The organism is Desulfurivibrio dismutans (assembly GCF_029210385.1).
In the GTDB taxonomy this organism is placed as follows: Bacteria; Desulfobacterota; Desulfobulbia; order Desulfobulbales; family Desulfurivibrionaceae; genus Desulfurivibrio; species Desulfurivibrio dismutans.
On the sequence record NZ_JARGDQ010000003.1, the window covers coordinates 80,714 to 96,235 of the forward strand.

The 15,522-nt window shown below is 59.7% G+C and carries 13 protein-coding genes and 1 tRNA gene; 5 read left to right on the forward strand and 9 right to left on the reverse strand.

Annotated elements, in window-relative coordinates; genetic code table 11:
* Nucleotides 1-17 precede the first annotated feature (17 nt).
* Together nspC and P0N66_RS04050 are read right to left on the reverse strand one after the other, a co-directional pair.
* Nucleotides 18-1,268 (reverse strand): carboxynorspermidine decarboxylase, encoded by a 1,251-nt coding sequence (nspC, locus tag P0N66_RS04045; RefSeq protein ID WP_275802713.1) that lies wholly within the window; start codon nt 1,266-1,268, stop codon nt 18-20.
* A 2-nt stretch (nt 1,269-1,270) separates the two neighbouring features.
* A complete protein-coding gene (locus P0N66_RS04050; protein ID WP_275802714.1) occupies nt 1,271-2,458 on the reverse strand; it encodes a saccharopine dehydrogenase family protein in 1,188 nt (395 codons plus the stop codon).
* Between the two features lie 146 nt (nt 2,459-2,604).
* Here P0N66_RS04050 and P0N66_RS04055 point away from each other — a divergent pair.
* From P0N66_RS04055 to P0N66_RS04065, 3 genes are all read left to right on the forward strand, one after another.
* Nucleotides 2,605-2,680: transfer RNA gene (locus P0N66_RS04055), tRNA-Lys, on the forward strand.
* Between the two features lie 360 nt (nt 2,681-3,040).
* A complete protein-coding gene (locus P0N66_RS04060; protein ID WP_275802715.1) occupies nt 3,041-4,216 on the forward strand; it encodes a pyridoxal phosphate-dependent aminotransferase in 1,176 nt (391 codons plus the stop codon).
* 6 nt (nt 4,217-4,222) lie between these two features.
* Nucleotides 4,223-4,699, forward strand: coding sequence for a YbfB/YjiJ family MFS transporter (locus P0N66_RS04065; protein WP_275802716.1), 477 nt, complete (start codon nt 4,223-4,225; stop codon nt 4,697-4,699).
* 236 nt (nt 4,700-4,935) lie between these two features.
* Here P0N66_RS04065 and P0N66_RS04070 read toward each other — a convergent pair whose 3' ends face one another.
* The 5 genes from P0N66_RS04070 to ettA all read right to left on the reverse strand — a co-directional run bounded on the left by P0N66_RS04070 (nt 4,936) and on the right by ettA (nt 11,514).
* On the reverse strand, nt 4,936-6,231 hold the full coding sequence (locus P0N66_RS04070) for a Y-family DNA polymerase (protein WP_275802717.1): 1,296 nt from the start codon (nt 6,229-6,231) through the stop codon (nt 4,936-4,938).
* An 8-nt stretch (nt 6,232-6,239) separates the two neighbouring features.
* Nucleotides 6,240-6,683 carry a LexA family protein gene (locus P0N66_RS04075; RefSeq protein ID WP_431190008.1) on the reverse strand — a complete coding sequence of 148 codons (444 nt, stop codon included), beginning with the start codon at nt 6,681-6,683 and terminating at the stop codon, nt 6,240-6,242.
* 52 nt (nt 6,684-6,735) lie between these two features.
* Nucleotides 6,736-7,752, reverse strand: a complete 1,017-nt coding sequence (locus P0N66_RS04080; RefSeq protein ID WP_275802719.1) for a diguanylate cyclase domain-containing protein — start codon at nt 7,750-7,752, stop codon at nt 6,736-6,738.
* Between the two features lie 77 nt (nt 7,753-7,829).
* Nucleotides 7,830-9,821, reverse strand: coding sequence for an ATP-binding protein (locus P0N66_RS04085; protein ID WP_275802720.1), 1,992 nt, complete (start codon nt 9,819-9,821; stop codon nt 7,830-7,832).
* 4 nt (nt 9,822-9,825) lie between these two features.
* Nucleotides 9,826-11,514: an energy-dependent translational throttle protein EttA gene (gene ettA / locus P0N66_RS04090; RefSeq protein ID WP_275802721.1), complete on the reverse strand. Its 1,689-nt coding sequence runs from the start codon at nt 11,512-11,514 to the stop codon at nt 9,826-9,828.
* A gap of 172 nt (nt 11,515-11,686) precedes the next feature.
* Here ettA and P0N66_RS04095 point away from each other — a divergent pair, with 172 nt between their 5' ends.
* Nucleotides 11,687-13,084, forward strand: coding sequence for a DEAD/DEAH box helicase (locus P0N66_RS04095; RefSeq protein ID WP_275802722.1), 1,398 nt, complete (start codon nt 11,687-11,689; stop codon nt 13,082-13,084).
* A 146-nt stretch (nt 13,085-13,230) separates the two neighbouring features.
* Here P0N66_RS04095 and P0N66_RS04100 read toward each other — a convergent pair whose 3' ends face one another.
* Together P0N66_RS04100 and P0N66_RS04105 are read right to left on the reverse strand one after the other, a co-directional pair.
* The gene (locus tag P0N66_RS04100) at nt 13,231-13,752 is read right to left on the reverse strand and encodes a bactofilin family protein (RefSeq protein WP_275802723.1); all 522 of its coding nucleotides are present in this window, start codon (nt 13,750-13,752) and stop codon (nt 13,231-13,233) included.
* 9 nt (nt 13,753-13,761) lie between these two features.
* On the reverse strand, nt 13,762-14,664 hold the full coding sequence (locus P0N66_RS04105) for a M23 family metallopeptidase (RefSeq protein ID WP_275802724.1): 903 nt from the start codon (nt 14,662-14,664) through the stop codon (nt 13,762-13,764).
* A gap of 208 nt (nt 14,665-14,872) precedes the next feature.
* Between P0N66_RS04105 and P0N66_RS04110 the strand changes: the two genes are divergently transcribed.
* Nucleotides 14,873-15,316, forward strand: coding sequence for a Smr/MutS family protein (locus tag P0N66_RS04110; RefSeq protein WP_275802725.1), 444 nt, complete (start codon nt 14,873-14,875; stop codon nt 15,314-15,316).
* Nucleotides 15,317-15,522: the final 206 nt, after the last annotated feature.

A 15,522-nucleotide genomic window follows, 5' to 3' on the forward strand; every position in this document is an offset into this window, starting at 1 on the left:
TATTGAGTATTTCTTTCTCAGGATAAACGGCTGCGGTAATCCTGGTAGCCGAAGCGGCGGATAACCGCCAGGTGGTCGGTGGAGGGGTCGTAGGTGGCGATATTGGGCAGGCGCACGCCGTTGAAGGTGGTGTTCTTGACCATGGTGTAGTGGGCCATGTCGCCGAAGACCAGGCGTTGGCCGGGGACAAGCGGCTCCGGGAAGGAGTAGTCGCCGATGATGTCGCCGGCCAGGCAGCTTAAGCCGCCCAGCCGGTAGGTGTGGGGGTAGCGGCCCGGCTCCCCGGCCCCGAAGATCTCCGGCCGGTAGGGCATTTCCAGCACATCGGGCATATGACAGGCGGCGGAGGTGTCGAGAATGGCGATACTGATTTCGTTTTCCACTATATCCAGCACCCGGGCCACCAGCACCCCGGTATTAAGGGCAATGGCCTCACCGGGCTCGAGATATACCTGCAGCCCGTAGCGCTGCTGGGTTTCGTCGATCAGGCGGCAGAGCAGTTCGCGGTCGTAGTCATCCCGGGTGATATGATGGCCGCCGCCGAAGTTGAGCCACTTCATGCCGTGGGCAAAATCGCCGAACTTCTTGTTAAAAGAAGCCAGGGTACCGGCCAGGGCGTCGGCGTTCTGCTCGCACAGGGCGTGGAAATGCAACCCCTCGATACCATCCAGCAGTTCCGGGCGGAATTGCGCACGGGTGACCCCCAGGCGGGAATAGCGGCCGCAGGGGTTGTAAAGATCGACCTCCACCTCGGAATATTCCGGGTTCACCCGAACACCGCAGGAAATCGCCCGTAAGCGATCACGGGGCACCGCAGGTTGCGACGATCGAGCCTGCGGCACCCCGTGACCGCTTACCCCCTGGCCCCCGTCAGCCGTTATAATTGCCCGATTATGGGCCGCCACCTGATCTTTGTAGTGCTGCCACTGGTTGAAGGAGTTGAACACCAGATGGTCGGCATACCCCAGCATCTCGGCAAAGTCCTCCTCCCGGTAGGCCGGGCAGTAGACATGGACCTGGCCGCCGAACTCCTCGGCGGCCAGCCGGGCCTCATCCAAGGAGCTGGCGCTGGCTCCCGGCAACACCGCCCGAATCTGCGGAAACAGGCTCCACATGGCAAAGCCCTTAAAGGCCAGGATGATCCTGGCCCCGGTGCGCCGTTGCACCTGGTCCAGCACCGCCAGGTTGGCCGCCAGCCTGCCGGTGTCGCACACGTAGCAGGGCGTGGGCACCCGCTCGACAAAAGGAAATTGGGAAATCGGCGCCACGCTTACAGCTCTTTAACCTGCCAGGGCAGTCCGTGCCGGTTGAGCTGTTCCATGAAGGGGTCGGGGTCCAACTGCTCCATGTTGTAGATGCCGGGCTTTCTCCAGGTGCCGTTGACCATCAGCATCGCCCCGATCATGGCCGGCACCCCGGTGGTGTAAGAAACCGCCTGGCTGCCCACCTCCCGGTAGCATTCTTCATGGTCGCAGTTGTTGTAGATGTAGATCTTGCGAGGCTTGCCGTCCTTGACCCCTTCCATGATGTTGCCGATGCAGGTCTTGCCCCTGGTGCGTGGCCCCAGCGAGGCGGGGTCCGGCAGCAGGGCCTTGAGAAACTGCAGCGGCACGATCTCTTTGCCTTCAAACATCACCGGTTCGATGGAGGTCATGCCGACATTGCCCAGCACCTCCAGGTGCTTGAGATACTGCTCGGAAAAGGTCATCCAGAAACGGATGCGCTTGAGCCCCTTGATGTTTTTTACCAGTGATTCCAGCTCTTCGTGGTACAGCAGGTAGGCGTCTTTAGGGCCGACGCCGGGGAAATCAAAAACCCATTTTTTTTCCATGGGTTCGGTGTCCACCCACTGGCCGTTTTCCCAGTAACGCCCGCGAGCAGTGACCTCGCGGATGTTGATCTCCGGGTTGAAGTTGGTGGCAAAGGGGTAGCCGTGGTCGCCGCCGTTGGCGTCCAGGATGTCGATGTAGTGAATCTCATCGAAATAATGCTTGGCGGCATAGGCGCAGAAGACGTTGGTCACCCCGGGGTCGAAACCGCTGCCCAGCAGGCCCATGATCCCCTTGTCGCGGTAGGAATCGTGGTAGGGCCACTGCTTGGAATAATTAAAAATGGGGTTATCCGGGGACTCGTAGTTGGCGGTGTCCAGGTAATCGACGCCGCATTCCAGGCAGGCATCCATGATGGTCAGGTCCTGGTACGGCAGGGCCAGGTGCAGCACCAAGACTGGACTGGTTCGGCGGATCAGCTCAATGAGTTCCGCCTTGTTGTCGGCATCCACCCGGGCCACTTCGATCTCGCGGCCCGTACGCTGCCTGACCGAATCGCGGATGGCCTCACACTTGTCCAGACTGCGACTGGCCAGCACAATCTCACTGAACACCTCCGGCACCTGGGCACATTTATGGGCCGCCACGCTGCCCACGCCCCCTGCTCCGATAATCAAAACCTTCGACATAACTGAAAACCTCCTGCATTGTTGCGCTTTTTCAAACTCCGGCGCTTATTATTACCAACAACCACACCATCAGGCGACAATCACCCTTGACGCCCCGCCCGCGGTGTGCTAAATAAGCCTCTTTCACGGCTTGATCAGCCAAAAAAGGGCCGTTAGCTCAACTGGTAGAGCAACTGACTCTTAATCAGTAGGTTTGGGGTTCGAGCCCCCGACGGCCCACCAGTAAAAGCAAGGGGTTGCGGTTAATTCCGTAGCCCCTTTTTGTTCGCCTTCTACCATTTCGACGCCCCGGCCCCCAACGCCACCGACCATAACACAGGGGCCGACCAGTACTCAACAACAACCTGCTCCCCGCCTCAACCAGTGCTCTCCTGGCCCGTTACAGCGATCAACTTCTCCCCGGACGCTTCGGAGGCGGGCAGGATGCCAGCCGAGAATGAGCGCCACCCGGCAGGTGTCCACCCCCCAAACGGGAATTATTTCGGCACCCGGCTGCTTGCCCGAACCTGCGGCGCGGCTGTTCGTTTACCGGTTGGTATGCAGATGGATAATTAACCGAGAACTCAAATAGAGGACTACCCCATGGCTATTTCGCAAAAAATGATCGCCTTTGCCGAGCGCTCCTCCTGGATCCGCAAGATGTTCGAGGAGGGGGCCAAGCTCAAGGCCGTGCATGGCGCCGACAACGTTTTCGACTTCAGCCTGGGCAACCCCGATTTGCCTCCCCCCGCACAATTCGCCACGGCGCTGCAGAAGTTGGCGGCCCAGGCCGGTCCCGGCCGCCACAGCTACATGCCCAACGGCGGTTATCCCTTCGTGCGGGCGGCGGTGGCCGCCCAGATCGGCAAGGAGCAGGAGATGACCCTGGGCGAAGAGGAGATCCTGATGACCGTGGGTGCCGCCGGCGGCCTCAACGTCATTCTAAAGGCCCTGCTGGACCCGGGCGACGAGGTGATCATCCTGGCTCCCTTCTTCGTGGAGTACAACTTCTACGTCGACAACCACGGCGGCACCGCCAAAGTGGTCAACACCCGGGAGGACTTCAGCCTGGATATCGCGGCCATCCAGGCGGCCATCGGCCCCAAGACCAAGGCCATCATCATTAACAGCCCCAACAACCCCACCGGCCAGATCTACAGCGCCGATGAACTGGCCCAACTGGCGGCGGTACTGGAATCTGCGGCACAGCCCATCTACCTGATCGCCGACGAGCCCTACCGCAAGATCGTCTTTGATAACCATGAGGTGCCCAGCATCTTCAAGGCCTATCGCCACAGTCTGGTGGTCTCTTCCTACTCCAAAGACCTTTCCCTGCCCGGCGAGCGCATCGGCTATATCGCCGTGCACCCGGAAATTGCCGACAAGGGGCAACTGCTGGGAGCCATGACCCTGGCCAACCGCATCCTGGGCTTTGTCAACGCCCCGGCCCTGATGCAGCGGGTGGTGGCCGAACTGCAGGGGGTGACGGTGGACACCGAAACCTATACCCGGCGGCGGGAGCTTTTCTGTAAAGTACTGCAGGAAGCCGGCTACCAGTTTATCCCGCCCAAGGGCGCCTTTTACCTTTTCCCCAAATCACCGCTGGCCGATGACGCCGAGTTTGTCGGCCTGCTGGCCGAGCAGAAGATCCTGGCCGTACCGGGCCGGGGTTTCGGCATGCCGGGGTATTTCCGCCTGGCCTTCTGTGTCGAAGATGATGTTATCAGCCGTGCCGCCCCCGGCTTTGCCGCCGCATTGGTAACGGCCCAGCAAAAGTAGAAGTAATTGACCCACTACGGCTGGTATATCGTTCTGGCCGGCACCTTCTGTGTGTTTGCCTGCCTGGGGCTGGCCCGCTTTGCCCTGGGGATGATTCTGCCCGGCATGGGCCAGGGCCTGGGGCTGAGCTACAGCCAGATGGGGCTGATCGGCACCATGAACTTCGCGGGCTACCTGGCCGCCGTGCTCTTCTGCGGCGCCCTGGCCGAGCGGCTGGGCTACCGGCTGCTGATCTCCCTGGCCCTGAGCTTAAGCGGGCTCACCATGGTCCTGATCGGCTTCAGCAGCAGCCTGCCCGTCATCCTGCTGCTGCTTTCGGTCTGCCTGTTCGGCCTGGTCACCTTCATCTTCGCCATCGGCCAGATCGCCGGCCCGGCCATCGCCGAGGTGATGGCCGAAAAAACCGGCAGCTTCCTGATGGCCGGCCTCTGCACCATCCTCGGCCTGCTCCTGGCCCTGCGCCTGAAACCGGCCAGACCGTAACAACACGGGGGCAGCCGCCCAACCGATGATTGATGATGTCGCAAAAAGTCCGTCCATGGACTTTATGCTCCCCAGAAAGCAAAAACGCGGTTTCCGCTAACAGCCAGTTTTCAACGGACTGTTAAGCCGGCTGGTAACTATTCAGAAGTGCCCCAGGTTGCGGCAAGCAGGTCGGTGCCGCGTACACCGGTACGCAAGCCGACCTGATCGCCGCAAGATGGGGTGCTACTGAATAGTTACCGCACCACCGGCAGTTGGTGCCAGTCGGTGGTGTAGGCCGGGGAACGCCGGGCCTGGCGGGGCAGCCAGGAGCGAGCCAAACCGGCGGCGTACTGGATGGTATCTCGCCCCCAGCGGCGGTTGATACGGTCCAGGGCCCCCATCAGCGGCTCGGCGGCGCGGGGCTGGGGGGCAAAGAGGTGCCCCTGGCGGGCGGCGGCCGGGGTCAGCCCCGCCAGCACCACCCCGGCCTTGCGGTACTGCTGTCCGGGCTGAAAAAGTTCTTTTAAAATGGCGCCGGCCGCCCGGTTCAGGGCGGCGGTGTCGGCACCGGCCGGGGCCAGTTCCACGGTACGGGCGGTCAGCCGCAGGCGGCGTTCGCCCGGCGCCCCGCGATGGCCGACATACACCTGCAGACAACCGGCCAGCAGTTGCTGCTTACGCAGTTTTTCCGCCGCCCGGGCCAGGAAGGTGAAGACCGCCGCCTTGAGCTCCGCCGCCTCGGTGATGGGCAAGCCGAAGGAACGGGAACAGGCGATGGATTGCTTGGCCGGCGGGGTCTCTTCCATGGCCAGGCAGGAGATCCCCTGCAACTCCAACCGGGTGCGGGCGGCGGTGATGCTGAGCCGGCGGCGCACCCAATCCTCATCGGCCAGGGCCAGGTCCAGGGCGGTGCGAATCCCGCCTGCGGCCAGGCGGCGGGCGCTGCGGGCGCCAATCCCCCAAACCTCGGTCGCCAACGTTTTACTCAGCAACTCCCGGTGATCCTCCCCCGGCAGCAGACAGCAAATCCCGCCGCCGGCCGGATCCCGCTTGGCCTCACGGTTGGCAATCTTGGCCAGGGTCTTGGTGGCCCCCAGGCCGATGGAAACGGGAAGACCGAGCTGCCGCCACATGGCCCGGCGAATATCGGCGGCAATCTTTACAAGCTGCTGCCGCCCGGCCACCGGCAGGCGGATAAAGGCCTCGTCGATGGAATAGACCTCCACCTCCGGCTCCAGGGCCATCAGCAGGCTCATCACCCGCCGGGACATGTCGCCATAGAGGGCGTAGTTGGAAGAAAAAACCCGCACCCGGTGAAACTCCAGCAAATCGCGCACCTGAAAGTAAGGCACCCCCATGCCGATGCCCAAGGCCTTGGCCTCGTTGGAGCGGGCGATGACACAGCCGTCGTTGTTGGAGAGCACCACCACCGGCATCCCTTCAAGAGAAGGATCGAAAACCCGCTCACAGGAGACGTAGAAATTGTTGCAGTCCAGCAGGGCGAACAGCCCCGATCTGGCGGCAGTGGCGGCGGGCAGGCTCGTCGGCATGGCTAAGGCTAGAGAGAATGGATGACGTGGACCACCACACCCCAGATGGTCACGGAGCTTTCCTCGGCGGGCACCAGGTCGGGGTAGTCGGGGTTGGCGGCGGCCAGACGGAGCCGGTCGCCGTCTTTACAGAAGCGTTTGACGGTGAGTTCACCATCCACCACGGCGATCACCACCTTGCCGGGCGTTGGCGCAAGCGAGCGGTCCACCACCAGGATATCGTGGTGGTGAATCCCGGCGCCGGTCATGGAATCCCCGGCCACCCGCACGAAGAAGGTGGCCGGCGGGTTGTCCACCAGCAGGCGGTTGAGGTCCAGCTCGCCTTCGATGTAATCATCGGCCGGCGAGGGAAAACCGGCGGACACCGAGCAAACGAACAGCGGCCGGCGCAGCTCCTGCTGGTGGGAGTCCGGGGCAAAGGTGTAGACGGCGGCAATGTCGGCGGCGGGCATGGGCGGCTTCATGGCCGGCAGTATAACTGCCTTGGCCTGCTTTTGCATCAATTCACTTGGGTTGGAGGGGCAGATCCCCTGCGGCTGGCGGCAGCAGGGTTACCACCTGATTGTTGCGAATCTCCTTGGCCTCGTACAAGGCTTTGTCGGCACAATCCAGCAGCAGGTTGGGGTAAAGTCCGGGGTGGGGACGCACTGCGGAAATACCGCAGGAAACGGTGATATACTCGCTAACCGGCGACTGGGGGTGGAGAATGGCCAGTTCCTTAATCTTCGTAATGGCCCGCTGCACCACCAGTTGCGCCCCTTCCTGATCGGCCCCGGAAAGCACGTAGATAAACTCCTCGCCGCCAAAACGGGCCACCAGGTCTCCGGGACGGCTGGCCACCTGCTGCAGGGCGGTAGCCACCTGCTTGAGAACCTCATCACCCGACAGGTGACCGTAAAAGTCATTGTAAAGCTTGAAATAATCGATATCGAACAGACAAAGGGCAATTGGTTGGCCATCCCGCTGGCAACGGCGCCACTCCCGGTCCAGAAAATCATCGAAGTTACGGCGGTTGGCGATGCCGGTCAAGCCGTCCACCAGAGCCATCCTCTGCAAACGGCGGTTGGCCTCTTCCAGGGCTTCCGTCAAATCCCGGCGGCGATCCATCTCCCGCTTGAGACGCAGGGCCGATTTAACCCGGGCGCACAACTCCACCTGTTTCACAGGTTTTTGAATGTAATCCGCCACCCCCAGCTCGAAAACGGTACGCAGGTTGTCATCGGAGTCGTCCGCCGTCACCATGATCACAGGAATATCCCGCAACTGCTCATTGGCCTTCAGCCGGCGACATAGCTCGATACCGTCGATGTCCGGCATGACGATATCCAGCAGAATCAGATCAAGATCGAGATTATAGCGGGGGATGCCTGCTCCCTGGGCACCAAGGCCGAAAAAGGCAAAGGTGGCCTCGGCGCCGTCGGCTTCATGGAGATTGTCGTAGCCGTTGCCGCTCAACATCCGGCGCAAGATCAAACGACTCTCCAGTGCATCATCAACAATCAGGATAGAATTGCTGCCCATGGCAAAACCCGGCCCGCCCTCGTAATATTTACCAATTATATTTATCAACAGAACGTGATATTATTAGGAACTATTACCTATATACCATGACGCACCCTTATCTTGTCAAGATAAAGGTGTAATTCTTCAAGATAAAATCCTATCTTTTCGTCGTCGGCCCGATCGGCCACCTCTTCCAGCACCGCTCCCAGTTCACTGAGCCGGTTAAAACCGTAGCCACCGCCGGTACCCTTCAGAGTATGGGCCAAACGGCGCAATTTTTGATAGTCTTGGGCGGCCAGCGCCGCCTTCATCTCGCCCAGGTCATTGCTTACCCGGGCCAGATAGCCGGGAACCAGGTCGGCCAGCAGATCATCAGGCTGCTCGGGCTGGTTTTCCGCTCCCGCTATCGGAACGGCCGGTCCGGCTGCACCAAGATAGCGGCCGATGATCCGGAGAAAATCCTCCATCTTGATGGGTTTGACCATGTGACCGTCACAGCCGGCTTCCCGGCTTTTGCGGATATCCTCCCGAAAGGCATGGGCCGTTAAAGCCACAATCGGGGTGGGCTCCCGCCCCCGTTCGGCCTCCCATACCCGCATAGTCCGGGCAGCGGTATAGCCATCCATGCCGGGCATCTGGATGTCCAGCAGGACCAAATCATATCGGCTCTGCTGGAATTTCTCCACCGCCTCCTCGCCGTTAACCGCTGTCTCCAGCTGGTATGGCGTGTCATTTAGATAAGCCTTGAACAGCAGGCGGTTTTCCGGCGCGTCTTCGGCCAACAGCAGCCGCCGGGCCGCCGAATCAGTCGCCATCCCGGCGGTCGGCGCGACACATTCCCTCCCTCCGCAACTGCTGGACTCAGCTAAACTCTTACCAAGCCAAGGCAAAGGAATTTCCACCGTAAAAATACTGCCCTCCCCTTCCCGGCTGGCCAGCCGGATAGCGCCGCCCATCATCTGCACCAGTTTGCGGGAAATGGCCAACCCCAGGCCGGTACCACCATAACGGCGGCTGGTGGAAGAGTCCACCTGGACAAAGTCTTCAAAAACCATCTCCTGTTTATCCGGTGGAATCCCGATCCCGGTGTCGCTGACCACAAAGCTGAACCGGGTGTTTTCCCCCGTTTCTTTAGCCGACCAGCGTACCGCCTCCAACGTCACTTTGCCCCGTTCGGTAAATTTAATGGCATTCCCGATCAGGTTGACCAGGATCTGCCTGATCCGGGTGGCATCGCCAAGCACCAGGCATGGACCCTGCCAGGAAAGACGGCTGGTAAACTTCAATCCCTTCTGGTGGGCCCGCAGAGCCATAATTTCACAGGTCTGGCGCAGAAGGTGATTGAGATCAAACTCCACCACCTCAATCTCCAGCTTACCGGCCTCGATCTTGGACAGATCGAGAATACCGTTAATCAGGTCCAGCAGGTTCTCGCCGGCGGCCCGGGAAGCCCACACATACTGGCGCTGCTTGGTATCCAGAGGACTTTTTTCCAACAGGTCGGCCATGCCCAGGATGGTGGTAAGAGGGGTCCGAATTTCATGGCTCATGCTGGCGAGAAATTCGCTTTTGGCCTGGGAGGCCCGCTCGGCTTCCTCCTTGGCGCTGAGCAAATTGCGCTGGCTTTCCCGTTCGCGAATGGTATCACGAAAAACAAAAACGCTACCAATAATCCCGGAGAAGCTGGCAATGGGGGCCACCGTGCAGGCGACCGGATAATTTTTACCCTGGCGGGAACGCAGCACCAGTTCGCCACTGCAATCGATGATTTCACCATCTTCCTGCACCCGCTGCATGGGGGCCGACAGGGGCCGCCCACTTCCTTCATCCACCAGGTTCAACACCTCCATTACCGGGCGGTTTAAAGCGTCCACCAAGTCCCAACCGGTGAGCCGTTCGGCCACCGGGTTGAGGAAAGCCACCCGCCCCTGTTGATCGGTGGCGATGACTCCAGCCCCAATGCTTTGCAAAATCGCCGACAATCGTCCTTCGCTGTCCCGCAGGCGTTCCTCGGCATCGGAAGAAACATCGGGACCACGGCCCAGCAATGCCAGCAGGCGTCTTTTGATCTTGGTGGCCAAGGCCATGCGCTCAGGCCCGGGTCAAATGACGGTACTTGATGCGATGGGGCTGGTCGGCATCGGCCCCCAGCCGCCGACGGCGGTCTTCCTCGTACTCCGAGTAGTTGCCGTCAAACCAGACCACCCGGGAATCACCCTCGAAGGCCAGCATGTGGGTGGCAATGCGGTCTAGAAACCAGCGGTCATGGCTGATCACCACCGCGCAGCCGGCAAAGTTTTCCAATGCCTCTTCCAGGGCCCGCAGGGTGTTGACGTCCAGATCGTTGGTGGGCTCGTCCAGCAGGATGACGTTGGCACCGCTTTTGAGCATCCGGGCCAGGTGCACCCGGTTGCGCTGACCGCCGGACATCATCCCCACCTTGCGCTGCTGCTCGGTGCCGGAGAAGTTGAAACGGGCCACGTAGGCCCGGGAGTTGACCTCGCGGTTACCCAAAGTTATGGTCTCCTGGCCCTCGGAAATGGCCTGCCAGATGGTTTCTTCCGGGTTCAAGGCGTCCCGATGCTGGTCAACACTGGCCAACTGCACCGATTCCCCCACTTTGATGGTGCCGGCATCGGGCTGCTCCTGGCCGTTGATCAACTTAAACAGGGTGGTCTTGCCGGCCCCGTTGGGGCCGATCACCCCGACAATGCCGCCGGGGGGCAGGGAAAACGAAAGGTTGTCGAAGAGCAACTGGTCGCCGAAGGATTTACTCAGCCCCTCGGCCTCGATAACGGTTTTGCCCAGGCGCGGGCCGGGGGGGATGTAAATTTCCAGCTCCCGCCCGCGCTTTTCCCCTTCCTGACCCAGCAACTCCTCATAAGCATTGATCCGGGCCTTGGCCTTGGCGTGCCGCCCCTTGGGGGTCATGCGAATCCATTCCAACTCCCGAGCCAGGGTCTTCTGCCGGTCGCTTTCCTGTTTTTCTTCTCGGGCCAGGCGCTTTTGCTTCTGCTCCAACCAGGAGGAGTAGTTGCCCTTCCAGGGAATACCGTGGCCCCGGTCCAGCTCCAGGATCCAGCCGGCGACGTTGTCCAGGAAGTAGCGGTCATGGGTCACCGCGATGATGGTGCCGGCGTAGCGCTGCAGGTGGTGTTCCAGCCAGGCCACGGTTTCGGCGTCGAGATGGTTGGTGGGCTCGTCCAGCAGCAGAATGTCCGGTTGCTGCAACAGCAGTCGGCACAGGGCCACTCGTCGTTTTTCACCACCGGAGAGCACCTTGATCTCAGCATCCGCCGGCGGGCAGCGCAGGGCATCCATGGCCATCTCCAGCCGGGAATCCAGGTCCCAGGCGTTCAGAGCGTCGAGCTTTTCCTGCACTTCGGCCTGGCGAGCGATCAGCTTGTCCATGGCCTCATCGTCCATGGGCTCGGCGAACTTCATATTGATCTCGTTGAACTCGTTGACCAGGTCCACCGTGGATTGCACTCCCTGCTCCACCACCTGACGCACCGTCAGACTGTCGTCCAGTTGCGGCTCCTGGGACAGGTAGCCCACCGTGTAGCCTGGTGAGATGTGGGTCTCGCCGTTGAACTCGGTGTCCTCGCCGGCCAGAATCCGCAGCAGCGAGGACTTGCCGGAGCCATTCATGCCGATGACCCCGATTTTGGCGCCATAAAAATAAGAAAGACTGATATCCTTGAGGATCGGTTGCTTGTCGTAGAATTTGCTTACCTTGATCATCGAATAGATGATTTTGTCCGGCTCGTTATTGCTCATATTCCCTTCCTTTCTCAATAAACGTTAAGCAGCGGCTACACCATGAACCGCGCAGTTTAACCTCAATCAACCTTTTTTTGCAACCGACGACCAAGACGGCCCGGGCGGCAGTGGCAAGCCCAGCACTAATTCCTTGAAATAAAACACAATATGCTGCATGGTTAGCGACAAGATGACAAGCCCAACCTCGGCATCACCCCAATCAACCAATCCCCCGACCCTGACGGTGGACCACCAGGCGCGGCTCAGCGGCGGTAACGCCAGATTACGTGAACTGCTCAAAGGGCAGTTGACCCTGGAAAACCCCAAGTATCGAGATGCGCGCAAATACGGTCGCTGGATCGGCAAGAACCTGCCACCCAGGCTGCATTTTTACCAGGAGAACGCCGATTCCCTCGCCTTCCCCCGTGGCTGGGCCAAACAAGCGGTACTGTTGTGCCGACAGGAACTGGGAAGAGACCCGCAAATCATCGACCAGCGCCGGGAAGTTGAACCGCACGTCTTTACCTTCCGAGGGCAGTTGCGACCTTACCAGCAACAGGCCCTGGAGGCCTTTTCAGGCCGGGATTTCGGGGTGCTGGAAGCCGGTACCGGTTCCGGTAAAACCGTAGTCGCCTGCGCGGTAATAGCCGCCCGCCGGCAACCCACCATTATTTTGGTCCACACCAAAGAGCTGCTCTATCAGTGGGCCGAACGCATCGACGAATTTTTGGGCGTTGAAGCCGGGCTGCTGGGAGACGGGCACCGGCAGCTTAAGTCCATCACCGTGGCCATTGTCAATTCGGCCCGACGCCGGGTGCAGGAATTGCCGGCGCTTTTCGGCCAGCTTTGCGTCGACGAATGCCACCGGGTACCATCCTCGCTGTTCACCGAGGTGGTCACTGCCTTTGACTGCCGCTACATGTTGGGGCTGTCGGCCACCGCTTACCGCCGCGACGGCCTGACCCAACTGATCAACTTTTACTTGGGCGACCGGGTTCACCGCATCGATACCGGCGCTTTACAACGCAGCGGAGCGATACTTAAAGCGCAGCTCATTCAGCGACCCACCCAATTTCGCTATGTCTATCGCGGCAATTACCAGGCCCTAATGAAAGCCCTGACCGCCGACAAAAAACGCAATCAACTGATCGCCGACGACATTGCCCGGGAAGTGCAAGTCCTGACCGAGGGCGACGGCGCCCTGGATTCGGGCACCATCCTGGTGGTCAGCGACCGTGTTCAGCACTGCCGGGAACTGGCCGAACTGCTGGAGCGGCGCGACATTGATTGCCGGGTGTTGACCGGAGCCACCCCGGCGGAGCAGCGGGCTGAACTTGTGGCGGCCATCCAGGCCGGTCGGGTCCGGGTGCTGATCTCCACGGTGCAACTGATCGGCGAAGGCTTTGACTGCCCAGGGCTACGCTCACTCTTTCTGACCACCCCCATCAAGTTTACCGGGCGCCTGCTGCAGGTAGTGGGCCGTATTCTGCGGCCGGCCGCCGGGAAAAAGCCCAAGGTATATGATTATGTTGATCCGGTGGGGGTTTTACAGTACTCGGCCAACTCCCGGGCTCTGGCCCTGCAATAAGCGCAACTGTTCAGCAAAGATGCGGCGGCAACGGTTACGCTGCAACTGCTGACCTGCCCGGGAGGCCGCTGCTGCAAACAAAAAATCGGCCTCCTGGCAAAAGAAGGCCGATTTTTTTAAAAAAGGCTGTTTTCCAGCTGGTACAATCAGCCGCCAGCGGAGGCGGCCGCAGCAACGGCTTCCTGTTTCACCGGCTTGTCGTCGGCACCATCCCCGGTAGCGGCCTTCTTTGCGGCGGCGGCTCCGGTGGCAGCGCCTTTAACTTGGGCATCCCATTCCTCTTTGGGAATGGAAGTCCCTGGCACCAACCGCAACTCCTTACTGCGGGATTTGACTTCGCCGTTCAGCGCCGCCCCGGATTCCACCGCCAGGTCGGAGGCCTCAACCTTGCCGTTGATCACGCCCCGGTTGGAAATCTGAAACTTCTTGGCGTTGACGTTACCATCCACCCGGCCGGAACAGACGAAAGTATTAACCAGTACATCACCGATAACTACCCCGTTTTCCCCCAGGATCAGGTAATCCCCGCGAACATTACCTTTCACCCTGCCATCCAGTCGGAGCTTGCCCTTGAAGGAGACATCGCCCTCCAGTTGCAGTTCCTGCCCGAGAATACTCGTTACCGCTCCGGCCTCAACCTCGCCTTTCTTCTTTCTCCAGAAAACCATGACTCCCCCTTAGCGTACTTCCTGACCGCGGACCGTACCGCCGCTGGCTGATACAGAACCATCCAGCACCGAGGCCACCCGGACAAAACGGTAAGGATCAATGGCCTCACCGTTGTAAAGAATGGTGTAATGCAGATGTGGCCCGGTGCTTCGGCCGGTATTGCCCAACTGGGCGATTTCCTGGCCACGTTCCACCCGATCTCCCTTCTGGACCAGACTGCGCTGCAAGTGGAGATAACGGGTTTCAAAACCGTTGCCATGGTCAATAACCATATAATTGCCATTGAATCGGGTGTACTTACTGGTGGTAACCACGCCGGCGGCAGGCGCCTTGATTTTGGTCCCTACCCGGTTATGAATATCCAGGCCGTCATGCATGGCCGGCTGGCCGGTAAAGGGATCGCTGCGACGGCCGAATGGGGAAGTCAAAGTACCCGGAACCGGCGTACCCAAAGGCATGGATTCGAGAAAATTAAGGTAGTGATCAACCTTGAAAGTCAGGTCTCCGTAGGTGCCATCATCCAGACCGATATAAGGACCACCGATATTGCTCTCGCTTTCTCCGACCTCGATATCAATGTCCACGGCGCTCAAAATGGACTCAATGGCCTCGCTGCGTTTGCGCAGTTCTTCCATGGCCGTGTCAAGCATCAAACGTTGCTTTTCTTCCTTTTCGACCGCCTGGGCCAGCATCTGCCGATGCTTGTCCTTGACCGCCGCCAGTTCGTATTTAACCGCCGCACTTTTGGCCCGCAGGGTGACGTTTTCAACCGCCGCCTGCCAACCCACCCCACTGATTACCAGCAAGGCCACCAGCACCGATCCCAAAGCCATGATGCGCCGTTTTCGAACGGAAAAGGAACGGGTCCTGCCATATTCACTGGTAACCATGAAATGCAGTTTCCTTCCCATGCTAGCCCCCACGCAGATTTAAAAATTCTTCTATTGACTGAAACAGTTCGGCGACGTCATAATAGCAGGAACCAACGACCCGAACCATAAAAAAATGACGCCTCTTCCACCTTGTCCTTATTTGTTCGGCCTTTTTTTTATGGAGCCACAATTATAACAAAAAAACATAACACTATTGCAACGGCCACCAGTTTTTTTTACCGACCTTATGACTACCCCCAAAAACACCCTCGAAAGCCAAGTCAACCCACCAAAGCAGGCGGGGCCGGTAGCCGGCTTTGCCGCCTTGGTTGACCGTTATCTTGACGGTCTGGAGATGGAGGTAAGAACCAAAAGCCGCCTACCCATCCCGCCCCTTGATCAGCGTCGGCAAAAGCCCCTCCCTCCCCAAGAGGAATTGGACCTCCACGGCCTTACCACCCCGGAAGCGGAAAAAGCCATCAAACGTTTTGTCTCCGGCTGCCGGGAACTGCGTCTGACCACCCTACGGATCATCACCGGCAAAGGACTGCACTCCCAGGGCCCGCCGGTGCTGCCACCGGTGGCGGAAGCCACCCTGGAAACACTAAAGGAAGACAAAAAAGTGGCCTCCTTCCACTGGGAGAAAAAACGTCACAAGCGGGGTGGCGCATTAATTGTCTATCTGCCTTGACAGCCAATGTTGATGGCCTTGCAAAAGCCGTCGACCATATTATTTATCAATGTAAAACAAATAGTTAAAAAGCGTCCCAAGTCGGCGCCGCCGCTTTTTGCGACGCCGACAACTTTGACACTCTCGCAAAAAACTACCAAATATATTGGTCGGCTATGCGGAAACAAGCAGTTACAATGCGTGCCCAGTCGGCGCCGCCGCTTTTG